A 20463-nucleotide genomic window follows, 5' to 3' on the forward strand; every position below is an offset into this window, starting at 1 on the left:
CTTCCACCAACTAACTTATCGTTAAGTTTGTGAATCCTAACTCTTTTTGCTTATGCTCTCTATATTTTGGCGAACATGTATATACTAAAAGACCACGAGCATTGGTGAATAACGGGTTATCTACAAAAATTACATTTTTCAAGCGTCCTTTTTGTTTCAAAATCATTTTTAAGCTATTTTTAATAATAACTGCGCCCCCACCATAAATAAATACATATGGATCGTCTTTCATATCATCAATTTTGTTAATAATATCCGTTGCAACGCGTGCTGCTAAACCTAAAAACGCTGGCTGCGATTCCTCAACTAACAATGCATTTCTTGGATGCTTTTCATTTAAATAAATTTGGTTGAATTCTGTAATACTATCAATTGTTTTCGTAGGATATTTCCGATTCCATCTCGTAATAATTTGTAGTAACGTTTCTTTTACACCGTACGATAATCCTTTACTTAATTGCGGACGGAAATTTACTCCTAATGAAACAACTTCTTCCGTTGTCCCCGCGCCAATATCAAAAGACAATAAAGTTTTATCTACAAAATCAATTTCTGAAACTTGATTTTGTTCACATTCTATTTTATGTTTCACAACATTTCCTTCCTCATCATATACAATCCCCCACGTCCCAGAAGCGCCTTCAGGTAGACATTTACAAAACTCAATAGAAACATTAATCGTAACATCGCGTCCATTTGGATAATGGAATATGACCTTGTGATTACCCATATACCGTTTCGAATTTTCAGCAGCGATTTCCTGTGTAATAAGTTGCATTGGAAGAGCAACAGATAAATCATAACGAATATTAATATGACTTGAAGTTGGACTTTGACGCATAGCACTTATCGCTAAACCTGAAAGGATTGTAATAACCATTAACTCATCAGTAGATTTATTTGATTTCTTCTCCACTTCAGTACCTTTTAATTGATCTTGAATCACTTTTTCTCCAACGATGTATCGTACATTATTTAACATTAGCGATGGAGAACTAATGGTCACATCAATGTGATTCTCTAATTCTGACGATGAAACTTCACCCTCATCTAACAACCCCGTAGGCTCACCTATATATAAGGAATAAATACTCGGAATAAAAATGGGTTCCTGCCCTTTCACCATTAACTTCAAACCATTATTTCCTGCATCTGCACCAGCTTTTAAAAGAATAGACATAACTACCCCCTAATTTAATCTGACATCCCTTCCAAATATATGCGAGCCCATTCTTTTACATTCAAATGTAATGTAATTTTTTCTTCATCCTTTAAACAAAATATCACAAATATTCATTTATCGTGTAAAAAGTATTTAACATAAAACTTTTCCAATTTTATACTATGGTTGTAAAGGTTTTTTGACAATGGTGGAGGTGCAATTATATATTGAATACTAAAAAGATTATTTTTGTAATCATTGTTTTATCGTTAATCGCGATACTCGGACATGGCGCATACAAATACGCAACTGAAGGTTCAATTTTGGGTGGAACGATTTTCGCTGCTTCTTTAATACTTAGTAATTTAATTAATCATATTACATGGGGAGATCCAAACGGAGTATCGAAAGAAAGTCAAGATGAGATGGGACAACAAATTACATATAAAAGCTTTAAAATCGCGTATTTTGTGCTTGTAGGTGTTATGTTCCTTATATTACTCTGCTCGGAAGGATTTTCTATGGTTTCCAATTTGGATGGTGTAAAAAACCTTCCACTCTTTATTGCGCTCTGTTCTTCCTTTCTTATTTTCCCTATCGTTGAACTCATTGTCGCCAAACAATATAAATAAAAAAAGTGGTTTTCTGTAAATAGAAAACCACTTTTTTATTTAAATCTCTTCTGCTATTGCTTTCAGCTTATTCACAGTCCGCCAGTTCCTTACTGTAGCTGGCGTATGTAATTTTTGAAACTGGTTCATTAGTTTAGAATTCCGAATGCTTTTTTTGAAAAATAAATACACTACCCTTCCTTCAATATGACAACCTTCTATTTCGCTTTTAATCGTAAGCAATTGATTACTGTCTTCTTCAGAAAGTGCATTGGCTAAAAAGGCAACATGTATGCTTTCTCCTTCTAACAATAAATCGGCTTCATAAGGACACGTTTTTATAATATTTATAAATTCATCTTTTGTTCTTAACATAACTGGAACATCGAAATCAAAAACATTCTTAATTTCACATTCAATTCGTTCCTTTAAAAAACTTATCTCTTCTTCTGACTCAAACACTACATTTCCACTTTGAATATATGTTTTCACTTTTTTTAACCCTATTGATTCAAAGACTTTTTTCAAATCCGCCATTTTGATTACTTTATGCCCACCTACATTTATTCCCCGTAGTAATGCAATATAAATTGTCATATGATTACCCCTCGCGTATTTACATGCTTAGCAATCGAATTGTTTTGCACCTTCATACTTCTCGAATACTTACCTTAATGCCTCTAACATATCATGTTTGGAAAATATCTCAAATGAAAAAACTTACTACATGATTTTTTTCAAGAGTAAGCTTTGTTATCTTATTATCTCGTTATAGGTAAATGTAATATGAATTGTTGTCCAATTGGTCCCATTCTTCTAAATCCTCTATCTTGAAATCCAACTTTCTCATATAACTGTTGTGCCGGAATATTTTTTTCATTTACAGCAAGAATTACTTCATTTTTTATTGGATAATAATATTTTACAAAGTCTTGTAATAACGCCAATGATTTTTTAGCATATCCTTTTCCTTGTTTATTATGATTAACAGAAAAAGAAGTTAAAAGTATGGCATCCTTATTTTCTGTAAACTCCTGTACTCTATCACCTGTTTGTAATATAAATACACCGACAGGTACTCCGTTATAGTCTAAAATAACAACTACATTTTTCGTTCGATCATTTTTCGCTTTCTCCAGTAATTCACCTGGATTCGCCGTAAATTGAACTTGTTCACTTGGTAAAGTAAATGATTGTATTATCTCTTTATACTGCTCCTTATACGGAACTAATTGTATTTCCCCTGTATGTATGTTCATGCTTAACTCTCCCACTCCTTCAAGTTATTAACTTAAACCTTGCTGTGTTTTAGAATGCACTTTTCCATCCAAAAATGTAATTTCAGCAAATGATTTTGGATCGTTGCCTTTCCAAGCAAAAATTTGTTTAATTCGTGTAGAATGTTCTTCCCCTTCTTCTATGAGTAAATCCCCTTCAAAACCGATTAAATCTTTCACTTCTAAATATGTCATTCCTTCATTAATATTTGAGAAATGATTTACATTAATGGATTTTTGATTTTTATTTTCCGTTATAGTAGAAGATGTAGCAGTTTTCTTCTTCACTTCTTTCTTCTGGTCACACGCTGTCATACTAAAACCTATGCATAAACTACACAATATGAGTGTGCTTTTTTTCATCATAACGGTTGTCCCTCCCCTCATTATTAAACCATATTTTCCCTTAAAAATAAACTGAATATTTAATTTTATAAAAAATCCCGTACAATTTAGTACGGGATTTCCACTATTTTTTCAAATGATTGTTGGACTGATCATCTTGTTCTTTTCGAAGTTCTTGTTCTTCATCTTTTGGTAATTGTTTATCATTATCTTTAATCGGGTTTGTTTCTCTATTTTCAATCATATCATTTGGAACTTGCGGCATTACACGGCCAACAATTGCTGCTAATTCATCAAGTATGCCTTCACCAGTTTTACCTTTTTTAATTTGCTTACCTATTTGTTTTAGTCTTTCATACGTATCAACATCTGCTACAACGACTGCATTCGCACCATTTGGGTCATTCTTCAAACTTTCTGCAACAGAATACTTAATTGACTCAACGCGAGTTCGATCAAGTTTCGCTTTTACATCAATACCTACCACAGCATATTTCCCAACTACCACTGCTGTCGCATCGTTTACACCAGGTATACTTGCAGCTAAAGATGCCAGATGATCAGCTGCCTTTTCATTTGGTTTATTTGATTTATTTGTATACGTAACATTTTTCATCGAGACATTTTTTTGTTCTGGCTTTTCATTAGGATTGTCTTTTTTTCCAATACTACATCCAGTAATAACGAAACAAAACATTAACATATATATAATGATTTTCATTATTTTCACCACTTTATCATTGATGTTTAATCATAAATTTTTTCAACCGCTTGCATCTTCTTCACTTTTTCTTCTGCCCCGCTATTTGCGTTAATGAAAATTTGGTACGTATCTTTCCCTAAAGTACCAATATATTCATAACAAAGTACTTCATTATGCAAGTCATTTACTACTACAGCTTTACGTTCTTCCATAACTTTTACATCGGGATTAATTTTCTTTCTCGCCTCAGCAGCAGTTAGCTTCGCACTCGGAATTGTTCGTTTTTGATGCGATGCTAAATATTCCTTTGCCGAAAAACCAACAATCGATCCATCATCTAAAGCAATTTTCATTTGAATTGCTTCTGGATAAATACGCACTCCATTTTCATTTACAACGTACGTAAACACACCGATATTATCATATTGAGAACTATCAAATAGCTCCATATTTGTAAACTTGTGATCCTTTAAAAACGTTAATCCTTTACTTCCTGCATCATTTAAACTAATTTTTTGTTCTTTAATTTCTCGATTATTCATTACCCAAATTGGGTATCCACCTTTTCCGGTAATATCCATGTAATATTCGTTGTTTGTTGCTGGATCTTTAATTTTCACACTGTAGAAAGATTCTTTTGCACCTTTTCCACTTTTCTCAACATCCACTTTTTCATTTCCTTTTAAATTCAAAAATGATTTTGCAATTTTTCCTGCCTCATCTTCTGAAATTGCTTTTCCTTCTGCTTCAAACCCACCTTTTTTGTTCTTTTGTGCACTTGTAAAAGTAGGTCCGAAATTAGTAGACGAGTACGACGTTACATTCTTTTCAACTGTTTTTAATCCATCAATAATTGTGTTATCTGCTGGATCTCGGTTTGATGCAAGTGCCATTTCAACGTCCATCCAGCGCAAGTTGTTTTTCAACACAAGGTGTTGCACTTTTCTTAGTTCATCTTGTATATTTCCTGCATTTGAATATAACGTTTGCAGTGTTTTATACTCTTGATCATTTAGCGGTTCTTTTTCTAAATCACGAATCGCTGCACGATAGCTAAAATCACCGATATTCGCTAAAAATTCTTCCGTTTTATTAAATGGCATTAATGTTAATGGTAGTTGACCTACATCAGAACGAGCTTCAGATGTTAAACGCCACACATCTGCTAATGCTGGCGATAGAGACGCGCGTGAATTCATCGCAAGTGTTGTCCCAATTTTATCGTGTAATAAGTCAACCTCATACGCTAAATCATGAAACGCGCGCTGATAACTATTTTCCGCTCTAATTAATACTGCATTTTTTTCTTGATGTTCTTTATAGCCCCAATATCCTGTTCCGACTACACCTATTGTTAATAGTACAATGATAATACCTCTTAACATGTTTCCACCTCCGCTCTATTTACAGAAAATGTGTTTACCGATTTTTTTAATTTGTGGACGAGTCCAAATCCATTTGCTTGTCGCAGTATCTGGATTGAAATAATATAGTGCATTCCCTGTTGGATCCCATCCATTGATTGCATCTAATACGGCTTTTTTCGCATTTTCATTTGGCGTTAAATATATTTGTCCATCTGCTACTGCTGTAAAGGCTCTCGGTTCAAAGATTACACCTGAAACGGTATTTGGAAACGATGCACTTGTGACACGATTTAAAATTACCGCAGCCACTGCAACTTGTCCTAAATAAGGCTCACCACGTGACTCTCCATATACAGCGTTTGCCATTAGCTGAATGTCATTTTGAGAATAACCATTTGGAACATTTGTCCCTTTACTTTGTGGTGGTTTATTTTCTTGCGCAGTACCACCGCTGTTCCCTTTATTAGTTGTTGTACCTTTATTAGCGGTCGACTTATCATACTTTGTTGCCTTTACAAGCATTTGCTTCGTTTTAGCACCCGCTAAACCATCAACTGGCAATCCGAATTTTTGCTGAAAGTTTCGAAGCGCCCAATATGTACCCCATCCGAAAACACCATCAACTTTTCCCGTATAAAATCCGTTATATTTCAAACGAGTTTGCAGTTCAATGACATCTTCTCCAGATGCTCCCCTTTGAATTACTTGATTAGAAAAGGCTTCTACATTTTTGGTTTGTATACTACTTACCATTAAAGATAAGCCAATAAAGGTAAGTAAAACTGCTAGCTTCAAAAAACCTTTTTGACGCATATGTTTCCCTCCTTAAATACAGAATGAATTCATGGTTATGTTTTGTAAATGTGAAGCTTTTATGTAAAGAAGACAAAAAAAGCCAAGCTTATATGCTTGAAGATATATGCACACAATATAAAAAAGAGTAAAAGGAGCTTATTATGAAGTATTTCTTCACACGTATAGCATTCGCGATTTTTTTACTAACAGCATGTTCAAATATATATACTGGTCCATCTATAGTTCACGCACAGCCACCCTATGCAAAATGGGGTAAACTAGCCGTTGAAAAAACGAAAGAACAATATCCGAAAGCTGAGATTATCGATTACCTTCATATAGGTAGAAAACCAAAAACTGTTCAAATAACAGTTGAAAAGTTTAAATTATGGCTACGTGAGGGTGGAAAAGAGTATGGTGTTTTTGTGGATATAGAGTTTGATACGAAAACAGAGAAATTTTTAAAGATGTCCTTTCAGAAGACAAATCGGTAAAACAAAGAAACCTCCGTCTTTACATACAGACAGAGGTTTCTTTATGTACTTCTTCCTTAATAAGGAGGATTATTTTTTATATGCAAAGATCGATTTCCTAACATTTTTACTAATCCGCAAATAGCTCCAATTACAACCGCTATTCCGATACTATATAAAAGCACTCTCCCATATCCGCCTATTCTCGGATCGAGAAACGGATATGGGTACCAATTCACGAATGGACCGCGGATTAAGCTATATACAACATATAAAAGCGGGAAAACAAGCCAACTCGCAGCCTGTTTCCATGTAACGGCCTTCGTAGGTGGATTTATAACCCAATCTAAAATCATCGCTAATGGCATGATGTAATGAAGCACAGTATTTACCCACGGTATCGCTGTTTGAAGTGACTCTTCTAATCCCCTTAATAACAAAAAATAAATAAGTCCTGTTGTCAGTATGTATACTGTAGCTGCGCCGCGAAGAACTCCAAACTGCTCGGAACGTCCGAATGTGGCTGTCCCCAAGCTACTTAATAGTAGAATTACCGCCACTAAAATATTACTTTCAATTGTGAAGAAACTAAAAAAGTTAACTGGATTGAACGGTTTCACTTGTGCCCTTGTAACAAATTGAGTAATAAGTGCACTAAACGCTAGAAGACTTAATAACATTCTATAAATCGCTATCATTTTTGCACTTCTCATAAAACACCTCATTTCTCTTCTTATTTATGATTGGAATTCTCTTTTATATGCTCTATAAATAACTTTAATGGTACGAGGCCACGTTTTGGCATGTAACTACTAATTACCGCTATGAGCTCTAACTGCGGAATGATAATAATGTATTGCCCTCCGTATCCCATAGCAAAATACATACAATACGGTATGTGAAATCTTTCGTTATGTAATACCCACCAGTGATATCCATATGCCCCGACATGTTCATACGTTTCAAATAGAGCTGTATTTGATTCTTCTAACCATTTCGATGATACAATTTCATTCCCCTTCCAATATCCATTGTTCAAACATAATTTCCCTAACTTTAATAAGTCTATAGATTTCATTTTCATACCGAATCCGCCAACATATATATCTTGCGGGTCTTGTTGCCACTCATACTCCGTAATGTTTAACGGCTCAAATAAATACTTTTTCGCGAACTGCTCCGTCGACATTCCAGTTGCTTGTTGAATGATGTAACTAAGTAAGTGAGAAGAGCCTGAATTATAATTCATTTTCGTACCCATTTCTTCAATGAGCGGCTTTTCTAAAATGTATTGCACCCAATTGTCTGATTCCACAAAGTCATTTGGGAAAATAACCCCATTTCCGAACTCTTGCCAATCTTCTCCTGTTGTCATCGTTAATAAATGATACAGCGTTAGTTCCCTCTTTTTCTCCGGTGCATTTTGAATCCATGTTGTGATTTGTGTATGTATATCATTTATAAATCCTTTATCAATTGCGATACCAATTAATATAGATACGATACTTTTTGTAATCGAATTAATTTTAAATAAGTCATTTGCACAGTCTATCGTTTTATAGTACTCAGTCGTTAATTCCCCTTTTTGATAAACAAGAAATGTATTAACTTTTTTCTTTTCAAATTTATTTTGTAATTGCTCAAAGTTCAAGAAATCTTCCTCCATCTAAATGATTATGTAATATTTGTTGTTCATCTCGTTCTCTCTATTAAATCATACTTGTTTTTAAAACAAAAAAATAAACTTGCCAGCATTTAATAGCTGACAAGTTTATTTTATAATTTCGTTCGAACATTCCAAAGCTCTGGGAAGAAGCATTGATCAAGCACTCGTTTTAAATAAGATACGCCAGAAGAGCCACCTGTTCCCATTTTATGACCAATAATTCGTTCTACCGTTTTCATATGACGGAAACGCCATTGTTGTAGCCAGTCTTCAATATCGATTAATTTCTCTGCAAGCTGATATAAATCCCAATATTTCTGCACGTCCGCATATACTTCTATCCAAGCCGCTTCTACAGTTGCATCCTCTTCGTAAGGCTGCGTAATATCACGGTTTAACACATCTTCATGAATTGGGAATCCTTCTTTAACAAGCGCTTGTATCGCCACATCATACAAACTTGGTGCATGAAGTGCTTTATGAAGACGAGCATGTAATTCTGGGTCCTTTTCATAAATCTTTAATGCATGTGGTGTTTTATAACCAAGTGCATACTCAATCATTCGATATTGATACGATTGAAAACCAGAAGCCTGACCAAGTGAATCACGGAACTCAATATATTCTGATGGCGTTAATGTCGCAAGAATATCCCAAGATTGAATAATTTGCGACTGAATTTTTGATACACGTGCTAACATTTTAAAAGCTGGTGGTAATTTATCTTGTTTAATAGATTCAATTGCTGCATTCAGTTCATGTAAAATTAGTTTCATCCAAAGCTCACTCGCTTGGTGAATAACGATAAATAACATTTCATCATGATGATCTGATAATCTTTGTTGACTAGATAATAAGCTATCTAGCTGTAAATACTCTCCGTACGTCATATTTTCCTTAAAATCAGTGTGAATCCCTTTTTCCATAATTACCTTTTCGTTTTCTTTCATATTAATCAAACGCCCCTTTTATATATTTCTATTTATATTGGTCTAATAACAGCGCGAACTGGGCTCCCATCTGCATCTGTTAATGCGAGTGGTAAGGCAATAAGTTCGTAATCGCCGTCTGCTACGTGATCGAGTACGACATTTTCTAAAATGTGAATTCCGTGTTTAAATAATTGATGATGTGCTTCTAGTTCTTTATCATCTAAAGGATCAACAGAAGGTACATCTACCCCAATTAAACGAATGCCCTTACTAGATAGAAAATCTGCAATATCAGCACGTAAATACGGGATTTTTTCTGGGAATTCTTGCGCTTTACCATGTGAAGATGTACGTAATAATAATCGCTCTACACCTTCTAATTTAAAACGTTCTAATTCCTTTTTACCGATACTCTCCAGCCCTGACACATCGATAACTCGTGCTGCGCCTACATATACGTGTATATCTAAATCTAACACCTTCTTACCGTCATTATCGAAATGAAATGGTGCATCAATATGAGTACCTGTATGGATACTCATCGTTAACTTTCCGACATTTACTGAACCACTGTCTTCTTTTGACCATGAAACTTCATACGAGAACGGTGTATCCCCTGGCCACGTCGCGATATCATTATTTAGCGGTTGTGAAATATCAATCCACTGCGATGTTTTCATGCTTATGCCACAACCTCTCGCTTATTTTCAAAGTTTTTATATTCTTCATTTTTCATAATTTTCTTTAAGATTTGTACAGAGTTCCATACTTCCTCATACGTATTGTATAAAGCAACAGGCGCAAGTCTAACTCCATTTGGAGCTCTAAAGTCTGGAATCACTCCATTTGCTTTTAACGCTTTACATATACGTGCCGCCTCAGCATGTTCTAAATAAATATGCCCGCCTCGTTTTTCATCCTCTAGCGGATTTCCGATTGTAAATCCCATATCATTTAACTCCAATTGAATTAAATCGAGCATATATCTTGTTATATGTAATGACTTTTCACGTAATCTTTCAATACGGGCATCTTTAAAAATTTCAAGAGAACCGATTAATGGTGCAATACTTAATACGTGAGGTGTCCCTATTTGATAGGCTCCAGCATGATCAGCCGCAGTTAATGAATGTTCCATATCAAACTGCTTATCCTTTCTAGAGCTAAACCAACCAGATAATCCTGGAAGTCTATCTAAATGTTTTTTATTCACATATAAACCTGCAACACCACCAGGACCTGCATTTAAATATTTATAATTACACCATACAGCGAAATCTACATCCCATTCGTTAAAATGATGCGGAATAGAACCGATTGAATGACATAAGTCAAAACCGATATGAATACCACGTTTATGAGCTTCAGCTGTTAATCGCTTCATATCGAGAATTTGTCCGCTTCTATATAGTACAGAAGGCAATAAAATTAAAGCGATATCATCTGTCATTGCCTGAATAATATCATCTTCAGAAAGTGTTCTTCCATCTCGACTTTTCACTCGTACTAAATGCTCATCTGGATCTAAGCCTTTTAAACGAATTTGACTTTGAAGCGCATAAATATCTGACGGAAATGTTAATTCATCCGCAAGAATTTTTGTACGTATTCCTTTCGGCTCATAAAACGTCGCAATAACTTGATGTATATTCGCAGTCGTGGAACCGGTTACAATTGTTTCTTCCGGCAAAGCTCCAATAAGAGGTGCTGTCAATTCACCTAATTTCTCCGAAAGGAAAAACCACGGATGCTCACCTTCAGTCCATCCATCAATTCCAAACTCTTTCCATGAATCTAGCAAAGTAAGTAACGATTTCTCTGCTCTTTTTGAAAGCAAACCTAAAGAGTTACCATCTAAATATATTGTTTCTTCTTTTTTATAAAATTCAGTTTGAAAATCTTTCAGTTCATCATGTTTATCACATTCAAGCGCATACTCATAAGTTGGTTGAAATGGTTCTTTATACATGGTGTCACCTTCTTTTAATTTTCTTTTTATTCTAACTAATTGAAATATATCACTTAAATTGATATAACGTCAATGATATTATGTCAGTTGACTTTATATACGAACTTCTTTTACAATACAATTATATTTTCAGATATTTCAGTATAAAGAGGTGATTCCTTGAAAAACACTACTCTTTCAACAAGAAAACACCGCTCCTTAGAAACGAAAAAGAAACTATTACATTCCGGTTATACTATTTTTATAAAAAACGGATTTCAGAAAACTACAATCACGCAAATTATTAAACATGCAGAAACTGGTTATGGAACAGCATATGTATACTTTAAAAACAAAGATGCTCTCCTCGTCGTTTTGATGGAAGGTGTGATGAATCGCTTTTATGATATTGCTGATCGATCTTTTTCCCCTCAAACAAAGGCCGAAGCACGAGATATGATTCAGAATCAAGTGCGCGCTTTTTTACAGTTAGCACAAGAAGAAAGAGCTATATTACAAGTTGTTGAAGAAGCAATAAGAACCTCAAAAGAAATACGTCAAAAATGGGATGAGATTCGCGAACGCTTTGTAACACGGATTATACAAGACATTACTCATTCCCTGGAAAATGAATTAGTACGAACTAAGTTAAATAAAGAGATTGTCGCATGCGGCTGGTTCTCTATGAATGAAATGTTCCTTTGGACAATCGTTCAAAATGATAAAAAAATTGATGTAGAAGAAATAGTGTATACATTGACGGAAATGTATACGACGGGGTTATATAAATAGCACATTATAACCTCAAATAAACCGTTACTAAGTATATTGAGTAACGGTTTATTTAAAATATTTTATTAACGATACAAAAATACAAAATAGCGATGCAAGTAAGAGAATAATCCCCAGATTTTTATTCTCTTTTTCATCTTTCTTAAAATTTTGTACCCCCATACCAGCTAACATAAATCCTAGAAGCAATTGTAGAATAAGCATACTTTGTTTCGAATCATCATTCCAACTATAGATGGAATAGACCATTACAATAATTGCGAGTATGAATGTGGTAATTCTAATCATAAGAACACCCCCTGTTTGATTCTATTGTTTTAACCTACTCACCATTCCAACAATAAACTTATACTCAGCTCTACTTTTTCTTACTTTCTTAAAGCCCTCTCTCGTATCAAAAATAAAACACGTTTTTCACAACCAAATTCGTACATATAAAAACTCAAAATAAATAGGTTTTATAATGCCGCGTTCCTCAAATTCAGTTCCGTCTTTATTTTCAGTTTCTGTTCGAACGAACCACCTATTCCCGATTCCAATTTCAATATACTTCACATGCTACCCCCCTTCTGGAAATCTTCTGTCTAACTATTCTATTATTTCCCCGGTAAGCGCACATTCCGACAGAACGTGAGCCCACAAAGAAAAAGTAGATTACAAAAATCTACTTTTATAGCCTAATTTTTTGCATTCGTTTATAAAATGTACTGCGTGGCACAGCAAATAATTTTGCAGCTAATGAAACATTTCCGTTTGTCTTTTCTAGCGCTTCAATCATGCTATAACACTGTAGTTTTCCGTGAAAATTCAGCGTATGTTTTTCTTTATTTCCATTTTGTAACTCAATTTGTTTTTGATTTCCCATCACCTTCTGTAATAAAATTACATTTATGTTCCGCATATTTCCCGTCCATTTATATTTTGAACATTGATTACAAATAACAACTTGTTCATCACTATCAATTACATCTAAAAAGCGGTGAATTAAATGTAGTTCGTTTTGATGTATTTGAATGCTACATTCACTTTCAATCACATGAGCAATTGAAGTTAACATACCGAGCATATACCGATGTGAAAACTCAATCGAACAGGAAAAATAGCGTTTTCAACACAATTAGAAAGGCGACACAAATATGTTGATAATTTGAATATCTTAATGAATTTCTTTATGTTTTTTTAACAACACTATATTTTGTATAATGGAAGCTACTAAAATACATAACCAAAACCACTTTATCGGATTGTCATTTAAAAAGAATATTGCCACCGCTATTGCGAATAAAATAGTGGATGCTAAACTAATATATAATTTCGTTCTCATCCCCATTTGGCTTCACTCCTCTATCATTTTACAGTACATAGTAACTTTTCATTTTTCATCTCTATTATGTACTCTCGTAAAACATATTCTTTCCCGCCATATTTTTCATACCAGTCATATATTCTTTTAACGTGCATTTTATCACTTCTAATTTCCGTTTCAATTTCTACATATTCTTCATAACTATCATATTCCCATATTGCAAATACTTCAGTCGTACCATCATTATTATCTTTCATCCAGCGTCCTATTAAACGAGAACCATATTTTAATTGATTAGGTAAATTAGTATCATTGAAATGATTATTAAATATTTCTATGAATTCATTTTTTACTACATAGTACTTCCTTCTGTAAAACATACTTCTTCACCTCTTTTATGAAAAGTATCAGTAAACCTTCCCATTACTACCGTATTATAATACTTACCATCCGACAGCTTTTTATCATTTTTTAGAATACCTTCTACCCCAAAACCTAAATTTTTATAAAGCTGAGTGGCTTTCTCATTTGTCTCTAGCACTTGTAATGCTATCTTTTTCACTGCATTTTCATCAGCCCAATTAATAGATTGTTGTAATAGGCACTTACCCATTCCATATCCCCAAAACTCTTTTAAAATACAAACTCCGAATTCTACTTTATGAGATAATCTCGTTAAATCAGATCCTTCACATCTCGAAAATCCAACGACACGGTTATGAACTTCCGCAACTAAAAAGAGATTTCTTGTTTTTTTACTATCCGTTTTTATTATTTCCTGGAATCCCTTCGTATCTATAAATCCCTCTCCAACTTCTCTATCCATATTTTCAGTTTCTCCATCGATCTGAACTCGTATTTTCGATAGCTGATCTGCATCTTGCTTAGCTGCAGGTCGAATCGTATACTCTAGTCCGTTTATACAAAACTCTTGTTCTTTTATAATCATTGCAAACTCCTTTTAAATGCAGTACATTGGCGCTATTACAATTTGTTTACCTTGTTTCTCAAATTCTTGAATAGTTTCTTTACTAGCCTCTTCATCTGTTATTATAAGGTCAATTTCTTTAAGTGACTCTCCTTTTATAAAGCAGTCTATTCCGAGTTTATTATGAGGAGCTAAACAAATATTTCTTCGAGCGATTTTGCTTACTGTTTTTCCAAAATGAGCAACTTCCGGTGTTGCAGTACTTATACCATGTAATGAAACTCCACCACCTGTAGAAAAATAAAGATCAATAGTAAAACTACTAATCAATTCCGAGGCAAGTGTATCAGTAATATTTCCTGAAGGTTTTACCTTACCACCAATTAAATACACTTCTATGCTTTTATATTCTCGTAACGAACTAGCTATCTCTATAGAATTCGTAATAACTGTAAATGATGTTTCGGGTAAAAATTTTAACATGGCACAATGAATTGAAGCCCCACCAATAAAAACGGAATCTCCTTCTTGTATATAAGAAGCTGCGATTTTTGCAATTGCATCCTCATATTTAGAGCCATTACTATAACGTTTAGATGGCTCTGCGGCTAAGTTCCTCACTCGGGCAAACTCTATTGCACCTCCATGAGTTCTTTTTAAAAAACCATCCTTCTCCATAATAGATAGATCTCTTCTTATAGAATCAATAGACATATCAAATATTTCTGCAAGATCTTTTGCGATTACTCTTCCGTCTTTTTTAAGTAGCTCTAAAATTTTCTCTCTACGCTCTTCAGTGAACATGTTCTCACCACCTTTATTGAAGATTCTGAAATTTAAACTTCATGTTAATTATATGCACGTTTCTTCCGTTTTACAATATTTTCAATTCTTATTTCCCCAGCTTTATGCGAGTTTTTTCTCTCTTTCTATTTCATTAATTTTAATACCAAATACATGCATATTTGCATATTCCACAAAAATACTTCCATTTATTTTCCTGCCGATGTAAAATTATTCCTATGTTTTACTTTTTAATACAGAAAGGAATTACTATGAAATCTTTAATTAAAGTAACTTGTACAGCATTAATATTTACAGGAATAATGGCAGGATGTAATAGCAGTGCTACACCAAAACAAGAAAAGAGCTCTCTCGAAAAGAATGCAATGCACTATGGGGAAATATTTAAAAACGGATACTATAGAGCAACAGTTGAAAATGCAAAATTTGAAAAAATAGACAAAGAGTGGCGTCTTACAACTCGTGTTATGATTAATAATGTTCGAGCCGATGGACAAACTATTGATCTTTCAGAGATAAAATATTTCATAAAAGATGAAAAAACTGGTCAAAAATATGAAGGTGAAGTTCATCCAGTAGATGATGAGAAATATAAAAATGTTCCACTCGAATTTTCTTTAACTACTGACGTTGTATTTGAAATGAAAACTTCGCCTAAAGACTTAAATAACATGTATTTGTATATAGATAGTAAAGTTGCTCCATTAACAAATACATATTGGAAGCTTGATAATTTAGTATCAAAATAAAAAACAGTCTTAAATGACTGTTTTTTTGTTATCGAACTTGTAAACTTCAGCAAAAGAAACTCTCTTTATTATAAATTAATATACAAATAACCAAGTTATTTTTTCTCAAGCAAGACATCTTTTGCACAAATCGTTATTTCTTCAAATGGGCAATCAAATAACATACCTAATTCAAATCCATCTTCAGTAAGCTCTATTTCATGGTACAGCCACCAAGCACCTTTAAGATTTTCCGGCATAGAACATTTCGTCACTCCTGTAAAAGTTACTTGAAGTTTATCGAAATCACTAAAAGTGCCACTGCAATCTACTGTTATAGATAAAATATCTTCTAAATTTCTCTCTACAGTTAAAATTTCACTATCATGTAGTGATGCCTCATGTAACTGAACAACATTTGACGGAAGCATTTTCTTAATGGAATTAAAATGTTCTAAGTATGATAGATCTAATTGAGCCATTCTTTTCTCATAATCTGCTGTCCACTCTAATAAAAGTTTCTTTAATCCATTAGGTGGATATTCTGAATCAATAGTGTTGTTATGAATATGTGGATGTAGTGTTTCAGGAAGAAAATTTAATAAATCTTCTTTCCTTTCTTCTACTTCGTCTTTCAAACTTTGTATATAATCAGGATTCACTTCTTTCCATTCTTCTATTGATCCTATGTAATTTACAAATCCTGAAATTTGCATTTCTTTATACCAATCTCTTGTGAAATATTTCAATGACATCTCTCCTAAAATATTTTAACATCCAAGAAAAGCAATATATTTATTTATTATATCATTCCAATAACCATTTTTTCTAAAGAAAAAATGTAAAACTGCAAATATTCCGCCTATTATTTCTAAAACTTCAGAATATTTACAAAATTATAAAACTAGATTACATTTTACTAGTACAAGATTTTCCTGTACAAAAATCTAAACAAAAAAAGGGATGGTTATATGTTGAAGAAATTAGTAGCAGGGACATTAGTAGCAGGTTTTGCATTAACTGGAGGATTAGGAGTAGTAAGTGCTGCAGAAAAAGATAATACAATTAAATCATTTGATTATTTAAAAGTTGATGAAAAGAATGTTAATTTATTCACAAAACTAAGCGATCAATCAAAAAAAGACATCCAAATTACTATGGTACTACCTAAGCAAAATGAAAATGGAGATTGGTTAGCTTATGGCTTTACTAGCAGAGAAACATTGAATGCTTTTATTGAAAAGGATAAAAAGGCACTTAAAAATCAAATTAACCCCTTAGGTAGTGGTGCTGGTAGTACCGATTTTTATGAGCATCAAAATAAAGGTGGACAGTATATTTATTGGAGCAGCGGCTTTAAAAACCTACCTTCTAGCTGGAACGACAGAATTTCTTCTGTAAGTACAGCTTCACCTTCTGCAAGTTATTCAACAACGCTATGGGAACATTCTTCAACTCAAGGATATGGAAAAGGTGTCTCCTTTAGACACTCTGATTGGTATGGTCAAACTGCTAATTTAGCTGCGGATTGGAACGATATTACTTCAGCAATTGAAATCAAATAGCAACAGGGCATCTCAATTGAATAGTTGGAACTACATTTTTATATAGTTTCACACAAATTGCTACTTAAATATTATTAGATAGTAGAAAGACCAGTCATTTTAGACTGGTCTTTCTACCTTCAAGCGTGCACAGCATGTCTTACGGCCTACAATAATGCTTCATGAATTGCTTCAGATAAATTAGAGAACCATTACACTATTCACTATCAAAACTCTTCTGTAATTTCCGAATGTAAATAATTTGACCAATATGATACGCATTATGAGTTGTTACATTAGCTAATACTTCCCACCACTTCGCAGATACAGGAAATCCAATTACATCACTTTCAACCTTGTCTTCATTTATGAGATTTTGCCATTGTAACAGTTTCTCTAATAGTTTTTCTCTTAACTCTTCAAATGTTTGATTATCTGATAGCATAAAACTTTTGTTATTATCACCAATAGCGGGCACGGCATTAACATTTGATTCTTTATACCTTGTTTGCCACGTCGAGTTCCAATACAGTAAATGTTGTACAATTTCAGCTATACTATTACTCTCTTCATTCGGTTTCCAGAAAGCTTCTCTCTCAGATAAATCCTTAACTGCATCTGAAAACGGAATATACCAACTAGGATCATTCGCATTTGCTAATAACTGATCTGCTAAAACATCTTTAACATGGAACATTTTACTTCCCCCCGTTAAAAAGATTCATTTCAAGACAATACTCACTTCTCTATATACGCTGAGTTTGCAAAATCCCCTCTTTTTAGCCTCAATCCCAAACATATGCACATAAAGAAACCGAAAGCACCTAATCCATAAGCTGTTGTATAACCACTTTCCCCGATAATCCATCCTGCAAGTCCTGGTCCAATCATTTGACCAACTGCATAGAAAACGGATATAAAACTAATTGCCATTGAGACATATTTCGGAGATACTTGCTTTGAGGCAGCAACTTGAATTAATAAAAGGATACCTCCGAGGCTGGAACCCCAAATAATTGCCGACATGATAAAGCCAATGATATGTCCAAATATAATTGGAATCATATCACCTATTACAGCTAATAAAAGTGAAATACATAACGTCTTCTTTATACCAATCCGATCCGAAATCAATCCCCAGACAGGAGCTCCTACGATTGAAAACATACCTGCAATCGCATAAACAGTTCCCGAAATTGATGCCGAAATACCATTATCAATCATAAAACTAGTTTGATATAAATTTGGAATTAAATAAACAACTCCAACAATAAAATACATCCATGCAATGATGTATAGCTCTTTCGTTTTCCATAAAAACGACTTATTATTCCTTTCCCCCTCATCTTCAGTAACTTCTGGATTTTTCAAAACAATTGAGGAAACGAATACAACAATACATGTAATAACGCCAAACAAAAGCCATGAACCACGCCAACTATACTCTGGAAATGTACGTACTATATAAGGAACAATTATTCCACTAAATAGCATGCCTATGCCAGCACCGCTTAATAACAGCCCCATTGCAGTTCCTCTTTTTTCTGGAAACCATCCTACTGTTATTGACATGAGTGGTGTATATACAAGAGCACTTCCAGCTCCAGCACATAGCATAAAAATAGCAGCTATCCAAACTGAAGGAACAAATGCTAATCCTATTAAACTTACAACGACGAGCCAACTCCCTATTAATAAAACTGATTTTGCTCCAAAATGAATGGTGAGTATTCCAGATGTTCCGACTGTTAATAAATAGCCTAAAAAGAGTATCGTTCCTAGCATACCTGATTGAGCTGTAGATAAATGGAGTCCTTCTTGCATAAACGGCAATATAATTCCATATGCCATACGTGCAAAACCCGTCGTTGTTATAATAAGAAACATTCCTGTTAATACAAATATCCAAAAATGACGCTCCTTCTGCTCTTTCATTTAAATCCCTCCATAAAAAGTTATTTCCAATTGGATGTTGATTGTAATTATAATGACCATTACAAAAAGCAACTACCAAATGACGGAGGAGTTTACGGTATAGCGGATTATTCCTGTTTTACGTTAATAAATACGTAAAAATTTTGATGGATTCATTCCATACTTTTTACGAAATAACTCTGAAAAATGACTGACATTATTGTATCCAACTGCAAATGCCGTTTCGGTCACATTACTATTTCCCGAACGCAGTAAATCTATCGCATGTTCCATACGTTTTTCTCGTAAATATGCAAATGTGGACATCCCAAATAATTCTTTAAACCCAATTTTTAATTTATAATCATTTAATTCTACTATTTTAGCCAATTCTAATAATGATGGGGGTGATTCCATTCGTTGAAGTAAAATTTCTTCAGCTTGTTTTATTTTATTCAAATCCTTTTTTGATAATTGACTCCTTTTATTGGCGTCACAATCATTAAGCAACACTCTCCCAAAATGTATAGAAAGCAATTCGAGCGCTTTACTTTCTATTTCTAGTTGATTAATACGATCCTTTTGGGGATGCTCTATCATTCTCTTAATAATATTAGATGTTATAGAATCAATTGGATTTTGAAACTTTTTAAAAGGTTGATTTCCTAATATAGAATGAAAATCAAGACTTTTTTCAATAGCATTATTCATCATGAAATGATTAAACAATTGTACAGGAATCCCAATCGCTAATGAATATAGAGGCGTTTCTTTTTCATATTCAAATAATACATCAAAATCATTCATAAAATATAAATAGCTATTTCCAGTCATTAATTCATACGAAGAATGACCAACTTGCACTTCTCCGAACCCTTGTAAACAAAAATTAAGCTCCACCATTGCTGCATCAGATGCAAACTGGATGCGATGATTTTTATGAAATTGATAATTTGATAACACAATTTCCATTCCTGAAAACGAAGTCCATCTTCGTATTTCACCCTTACCTATTGTTTTGGGCATATTCATATGTCTTTCCTCTACAACTTGTAAACCATAAAAATATTTATGAAAAATATCATGAAAACCGTTAGTCTCCATGAAACCCACACTCCTTTTATGTAAAAATCAAAATTTAATTGATAATTATTTTCAATTATATCAA

The 20463-nt window shown here is 33.6% G+C and carries 27 protein-coding genes and 1 pseudogene; 5 read left to right on the top strand and 23 right to left on the bottom strand.

Going from position 1 to position 20463, the window contains the following annotated elements; all coding sequences use genetic code 11:
• Positions 1-10: 10 nt before the first annotated feature.
• On the bottom strand, positions 11-1180 hold the full coding sequence (locus NSQ47_RS07950) for a ParM/StbA family protein (protein WP_002161548.1): 1170 nt from the start codon (positions 1178-1180) through the stop codon (positions 11-13).
• A gap of 209 nt (positions 1181-1389) precedes the next feature.
• On the opposite strand from NSQ47_RS07950, the gene NSQ47_RS07955 reads away from it, so the two are divergent.
• Complete coding sequence (locus NSQ47_RS07955; protein ID WP_341036575.1) at positions 1390-1794, top strand: hypothetical protein; 405 nt, start codon at positions 1390-1392, stop codon at positions 1792-1794.
• A 39-nt stretch (positions 1795-1833) separates the two neighbouring features.
• Here the strand turns inward: NSQ47_RS07955 and NSQ47_RS07960 are convergent, their stop codons facing one another.
• The 6 genes from NSQ47_RS07960 to sleB form a co-directional block, all read right to left on the bottom strand.
• Complete coding sequence (locus NSQ47_RS07960; RefSeq protein WP_002161546.1) at positions 1834-2370, bottom strand: DUF1697 domain-containing protein; 537 nt, start codon at positions 2368-2370, stop codon at positions 1834-1836.
• Positions 2371-2534: 164 nt separating this feature from the next.
• Positions 2535-3032 carry a GNAT family N-acetyltransferase gene (locus NSQ47_RS07965; protein ID WP_002161545.1) on the bottom strand — a complete coding sequence of 166 codons (498 nt, stop codon included), beginning with the start codon at positions 3030-3032 and terminating at the stop codon, positions 2535-2537.
• 27 nt (positions 3033-3059) lie between these two features.
• Positions 3060-3416, bottom strand: a complete 357-nt coding sequence (locus tag NSQ47_RS07970; RefSeq protein WP_002110242.1) for a hypothetical protein — start codon at positions 3414-3416, stop codon at positions 3060-3062.
• Between the two features lie 103 nt (positions 3417-3519).
• Positions 3520-4116 carry a YhcN/YlaJ family sporulation lipoprotein gene (locus NSQ47_RS07975; protein WP_016105042.1) on the bottom strand — a complete coding sequence of 199 codons (597 nt, stop codon included), beginning with the start codon at positions 4114-4116 and terminating at the stop codon, positions 3520-3522.
• 26 nt (positions 4117-4142) lie between these two features.
• Entirely contained in the window at positions 4143-5483 is a 1341-nt protein-coding gene (gene ypeB / locus NSQ47_RS07980) for a germination protein YpeB (protein ID WP_078173598.1), read from the bottom strand.
• A 15-nt stretch (positions 5484-5498) separates the two neighbouring features.
• Positions 5499-6278, bottom strand: a complete 780-nt coding sequence (gene sleB, locus NSQ47_RS07985) for a spore cortex-lytic enzyme (RefSeq protein WP_002161543.1) — start codon at positions 6276-6278, stop codon at positions 5499-5501.
• Positions 6279-6421: 143 nt separating this feature from the next.
• On the opposite strand from sleB, the gene NSQ47_RS07990 reads away from it, so the two are divergent.
• Positions 6422-6754 (top strand): YqzG/YhdC family protein, encoded by a 333-nt coding sequence (locus NSQ47_RS07990; RefSeq protein ID WP_078181338.1) that lies wholly within the window; start codon positions 6422-6424, stop codon positions 6752-6754.
• Between the two features lie 56 nt (positions 6755-6810).
• On the opposite strand, the gene NSQ47_RS07995 is transcribed toward NSQ47_RS07990, so the two are convergent.
• The 5 genes from NSQ47_RS07995 to kynU all read right to left on the bottom strand — a co-directional run bounded on the left by NSQ47_RS07995 (position 6811) and on the right by kynU (position 11300).
• Complete coding sequence (locus NSQ47_RS07995) at positions 6811-7446, bottom strand: Pr6Pr family membrane protein (protein ID WP_341036577.1); 636 nt, start codon at positions 7444-7446, stop codon at positions 6811-6813.
• A gap of 20 nt (positions 7447-7466) precedes the next feature.
• On the bottom strand, positions 7467-8384 hold the full coding sequence (locus NSQ47_RS08000) for a serine hydrolase domain-containing protein (RefSeq protein ID WP_341036578.1): 918 nt from the start codon (positions 8382-8384) through the stop codon (positions 7467-7469).
• Between the two features lie 125 nt (positions 8385-8509).
• On the bottom strand, positions 8510-9349 hold the full coding sequence (gene kynA / locus NSQ47_RS08005; protein ID WP_002110249.1) for a tryptophan 2,3-dioxygenase: 840 nt from the start codon (positions 9347-9349) through the stop codon (positions 8510-8512).
• A gap of 32 nt (positions 9350-9381) precedes the next feature.
• On the bottom strand, positions 9382-10011 hold the full coding sequence (gene kynB / locus NSQ47_RS08010; RefSeq protein WP_078173595.1) for an arylformamidase: 630 nt from the start codon (positions 10009-10011) through the stop codon (positions 9382-9384).
• A 2-nt stretch (positions 10012-10013) separates the two neighbouring features.
• Positions 10014-11300 (bottom strand): kynureninase, encoded by a 1287-nt coding sequence (kynU, locus tag NSQ47_RS08015; protein WP_341036579.1) that lies wholly within the window; start codon positions 11298-11300, stop codon positions 10014-10016.
• Positions 11301-11459: 159 nt separating this feature from the next.
• On the opposite strand from kynU, the gene NSQ47_RS08020 reads away from it, so the two are divergent.
• Positions 11460-12071, top strand: coding sequence for a TetR/AcrR family transcriptional regulator (locus NSQ47_RS08020; RefSeq protein WP_002110252.1), 612 nt, complete (start codon positions 11460-11462; stop codon positions 12069-12071).
• Positions 12072-12119: 48 nt separating this feature from the next.
• Here NSQ47_RS08020 and NSQ47_RS08025 read toward each other — a convergent pair whose 3' ends face one another.
• The 7 genes and pseudogenes from NSQ47_RS08025 to NSQ47_RS08055 form a co-directional block, all read right to left on the bottom strand.
• Positions 12120-12359 carry a YczI family protein gene (locus NSQ47_RS08025; protein ID WP_002110253.1) on the bottom strand — a complete coding sequence of 80 codons (240 nt, stop codon included), beginning with the start codon at positions 12357-12359 and terminating at the stop codon, positions 12120-12122.
• A 21-nt stretch (positions 12360-12380) separates the two neighbouring features.
• A pseudogene (locus NSQ47_RS08030) lies at positions 12381-12626 on the bottom strand (DUF3977 family protein).
• Between the two features lie 115 nt (positions 12627-12741).
• Entirely contained in the window at positions 12742-13011 is a 270-nt protein-coding gene (locus tag NSQ47_RS08035) for a helix-turn-helix domain-containing protein (RefSeq protein WP_445662101.1), read from the bottom strand.
• A gap of 216 nt (positions 13012-13227) precedes the next feature.
• Positions 13228-13401 carry a hypothetical protein gene (locus tag NSQ47_RS08040; RefSeq protein ID WP_341036580.1) on the bottom strand — a complete coding sequence of 58 codons (174 nt, stop codon included), beginning with the start codon at positions 13399-13401 and terminating at the stop codon, positions 13228-13230.
• 17 nt (positions 13402-13418) lie between these two features.
• Complete coding sequence (locus NSQ47_RS08045; RefSeq protein WP_341036581.1) at positions 13419-13757, bottom strand: NIPSNAP family protein; 339 nt, start codon at positions 13755-13757, stop codon at positions 13419-13421.
• Positions 13730-14326, bottom strand: a complete 597-nt coding sequence (locus tag NSQ47_RS08050; RefSeq protein WP_341036584.1) for a GNAT family N-acetyltransferase — start codon at positions 14324-14326, stop codon at positions 13730-13732. Before NSQ47_RS08050 ends, NSQ47_RS08045 begins: the two co-directional genes overlap by 28 nt.
• 12 nt (positions 14327-14338) lie before the next feature.
• The gene (locus NSQ47_RS08055) at positions 14339-15109 is read right to left on the bottom strand and encodes a DeoR/GlpR family DNA-binding transcription regulator (protein ID WP_002161531.1); all 771 of its coding nucleotides are present in this window, start codon (positions 15107-15109) and stop codon (positions 14339-14341) included.
• A gap of 251 nt (positions 15110-15360) precedes the next feature.
• Between NSQ47_RS08055 and NSQ47_RS08060 the strand changes: the two genes are divergently transcribed.
• The gene (locus NSQ47_RS08060) at positions 15361-15858 is read left to right on the top strand and encodes a hypothetical protein (RefSeq protein ID WP_002200270.1); all 498 of its coding nucleotides are present in this window, start codon (positions 15361-15363) and stop codon (positions 15856-15858) included.
• Positions 15859-15953: 95 nt separating this feature from the next.
• Here the strand turns inward: NSQ47_RS08060 and NSQ47_RS08065 are convergent, their stop codons facing one another.
• Positions 15954-16586 (bottom strand): DUF4085 family protein, encoded by a 633-nt coding sequence (locus tag NSQ47_RS08065; protein WP_341036587.1) that lies wholly within the window; start codon positions 16584-16586, stop codon positions 15954-15956.
• Between the two features lie 222 nt (positions 16587-16808).
• On the opposite strand from NSQ47_RS08065, the gene NSQ47_RS08070 reads away from it, so the two are divergent.
• Complete coding sequence (locus NSQ47_RS08070; RefSeq protein ID WP_341036588.1) at positions 16809-17402, top strand: hypothetical protein; 594 nt, start codon at positions 16809-16811, stop codon at positions 17400-17402.
• Positions 17403-17598: 196 nt separating this feature from the next.
• Here the strand turns inward: NSQ47_RS08070 and NSQ47_RS08075 are convergent, their stop codons facing one another.
• From NSQ47_RS08075 to NSQ47_RS08085, 3 genes are all read right to left on the bottom strand, one after another.
• The gene (locus tag NSQ47_RS08075; RefSeq protein ID WP_002110268.1) at positions 17599-18078 is read right to left on the bottom strand and encodes a DinB family protein; all 480 of its coding nucleotides are present in this window, start codon (positions 18076-18078) and stop codon (positions 17599-17601) included.
• Positions 18079-18119: 41 nt separating this feature from the next.
• Positions 18120-19316, bottom strand: coding sequence for an MFS transporter (locus NSQ47_RS08080; RefSeq protein WP_002161527.1), 1197 nt, complete (start codon positions 19314-19316; stop codon positions 18120-18122).
• 123 nt (positions 19317-19439) lie between these two features.
• Positions 19440-20399, bottom strand: a complete 960-nt coding sequence (locus tag NSQ47_RS08085; protein ID WP_341036589.1) for a helix-turn-helix domain-containing protein — start codon at positions 20397-20399, stop codon at positions 19440-19442.
• Positions 20400-20463: the final 64 nt, after the last annotated feature.

This window comes from Bacillus sp. FSL R10-2780 (assembly GCF_038006125.1).
GTDB lineage: Bacteria > Bacillota > Bacilli > Bacillales > Bacillaceae_G > Bacillus_A > Bacillus_A cereus_U.

Excerpts from the sequence above, each read along its gene's own strand:
- NSQ47_RS07950 (WP_002161548.1), bottom strand. The coding sequence starts at position 1,180 with ATGTCTATTCTTTTAAAAGCTGGTGCAGATGCAGGAAATAATGGTTTG.
- NSQ47_RS07960 (WP_002161546.1), bottom strand. The coding sequence starts at position 2,370 with ATGACAATTTATATTGCATTACTACGGGGAATAAATGTAGGTGGGCAT.
- NSQ47_RS07965 (WP_002161545.1), bottom strand. The coding sequence starts at position 3,032 with ATGAACATACATACAGGGGAAATACAATTAGTTCCGTATAAGGAGCAG.
- NSQ47_RS07970 (WP_002110242.1), bottom strand. The coding sequence starts at position 3,416 with ATGATGAAAAAAAGCACACTCATATTGTGTAGTTTATGCATAGGTTTT.
- NSQ47_RS07975 (WP_016105042.1), bottom strand. The coding sequence starts at position 4,116 with ATGAAAATCATTATATATATGTTAATGTTTTGTTTCGTTATTACTGGA.
- ypeB (WP_078173598.1), bottom strand. The coding sequence starts at position 5,483 with ATGTTAAGAGGTATTATCATTGTACTATTAACAATAGGTGTAGTCGGA.
- sleB (WP_002161543.1), bottom strand. The coding sequence starts at position 6,278 with ATGCGTCAAAAAGGTTTTTTGAAGCTAGCAGTTTTACTTACCTTTATT.
- NSQ47_RS07990 (WP_078181338.1), top strand. The coding sequence starts at position 6,422 with ATGAAGTATTTCTTCACACGTATAGCATTCGCGATTTTTTTACTAACA.
- NSQ47_RS07995 (WP_341036577.1), bottom strand. The coding sequence starts at position 7,446 with ATGAGAAGTGCAAAAATGATAGCGATTTATAGAATGTTATTAAGTCTT.
- kynA (WP_002110249.1), bottom strand. The coding sequence starts at position 9,349 with ATGAAAGAAAACGAAAAGGTAATTATGGAAAAAGGGATTCACACTGAT.
- kynB (WP_078173595.1), bottom strand. The coding sequence starts at position 10,011 with ATGAAAACATCGCAGTGGATTGATATTTCACAACCGCTAAATAATGAT.
- kynU (WP_341036579.1), bottom strand. The coding sequence starts at position 11,300 with ATGTATAAAGAACCATTTCAACCAACTTATGAGTATGCGCTTGAATGT.
- NSQ47_RS08025 (WP_002110253.1), bottom strand. The coding sequence starts at position 12,359 with ATGATTAGAATTACCACATTCATACTCGCAATTATTGTAATGGTCTAT.
- NSQ47_RS08040 (WP_341036580.1), bottom strand. The coding sequence starts at position 13,401 with ATGGGGATGAGAACGAAATTATATATTAGTTTAGCATCCACTATTTTA.
- NSQ47_RS08045 (WP_341036581.1), bottom strand. The coding sequence starts at position 13,757 with ATGTTTTACAGAAGGAAGTACTATGTAGTAAAAAATGAATTCATAGAA.
- NSQ47_RS08050 (WP_341036584.1), bottom strand. The coding sequence starts at position 14,326 with ATGATTATAAAAGAACAAGAGTTTTGTATAAACGGACTAGAGTATACG.
- NSQ47_RS08055 (WP_002161531.1), bottom strand. The coding sequence starts at position 15,109 with ATGTTCACTGAAGAGCGTAGAGAGAAAATTTTAGAGCTACTTAAAAAA.
- NSQ47_RS08060 (WP_002200270.1), top strand. The coding sequence starts at position 15,361 with ATGAAATCTTTAATTAAAGTAACTTGTACAGCATTAATATTTACAGGA.
- NSQ47_RS08070 (WP_341036588.1), top strand. The coding sequence starts at position 16,809 with ATGTTGAAGAAATTAGTAGCAGGGACATTAGTAGCAGGTTTTGCATTA.
- NSQ47_RS08075 (WP_002110268.1), bottom strand. The coding sequence starts at position 18,078 with ATGTTCCATGTTAAAGATGTTTTAGCAGATCAGTTATTAGCAAATGCG.
- NSQ47_RS08080 (WP_002161527.1), bottom strand. The coding sequence starts at position 19,316 with ATGAAAGAGCAGAAGGAGCGTCATTTTTGGATATTTGTATTAACAGGA.
- NSQ47_RS08085 (WP_341036589.1), bottom strand. The coding sequence starts at position 20,399 with ATGGAGACTAACGGTTTTCATGATATTTTTCATAAATATTTTTATGGT.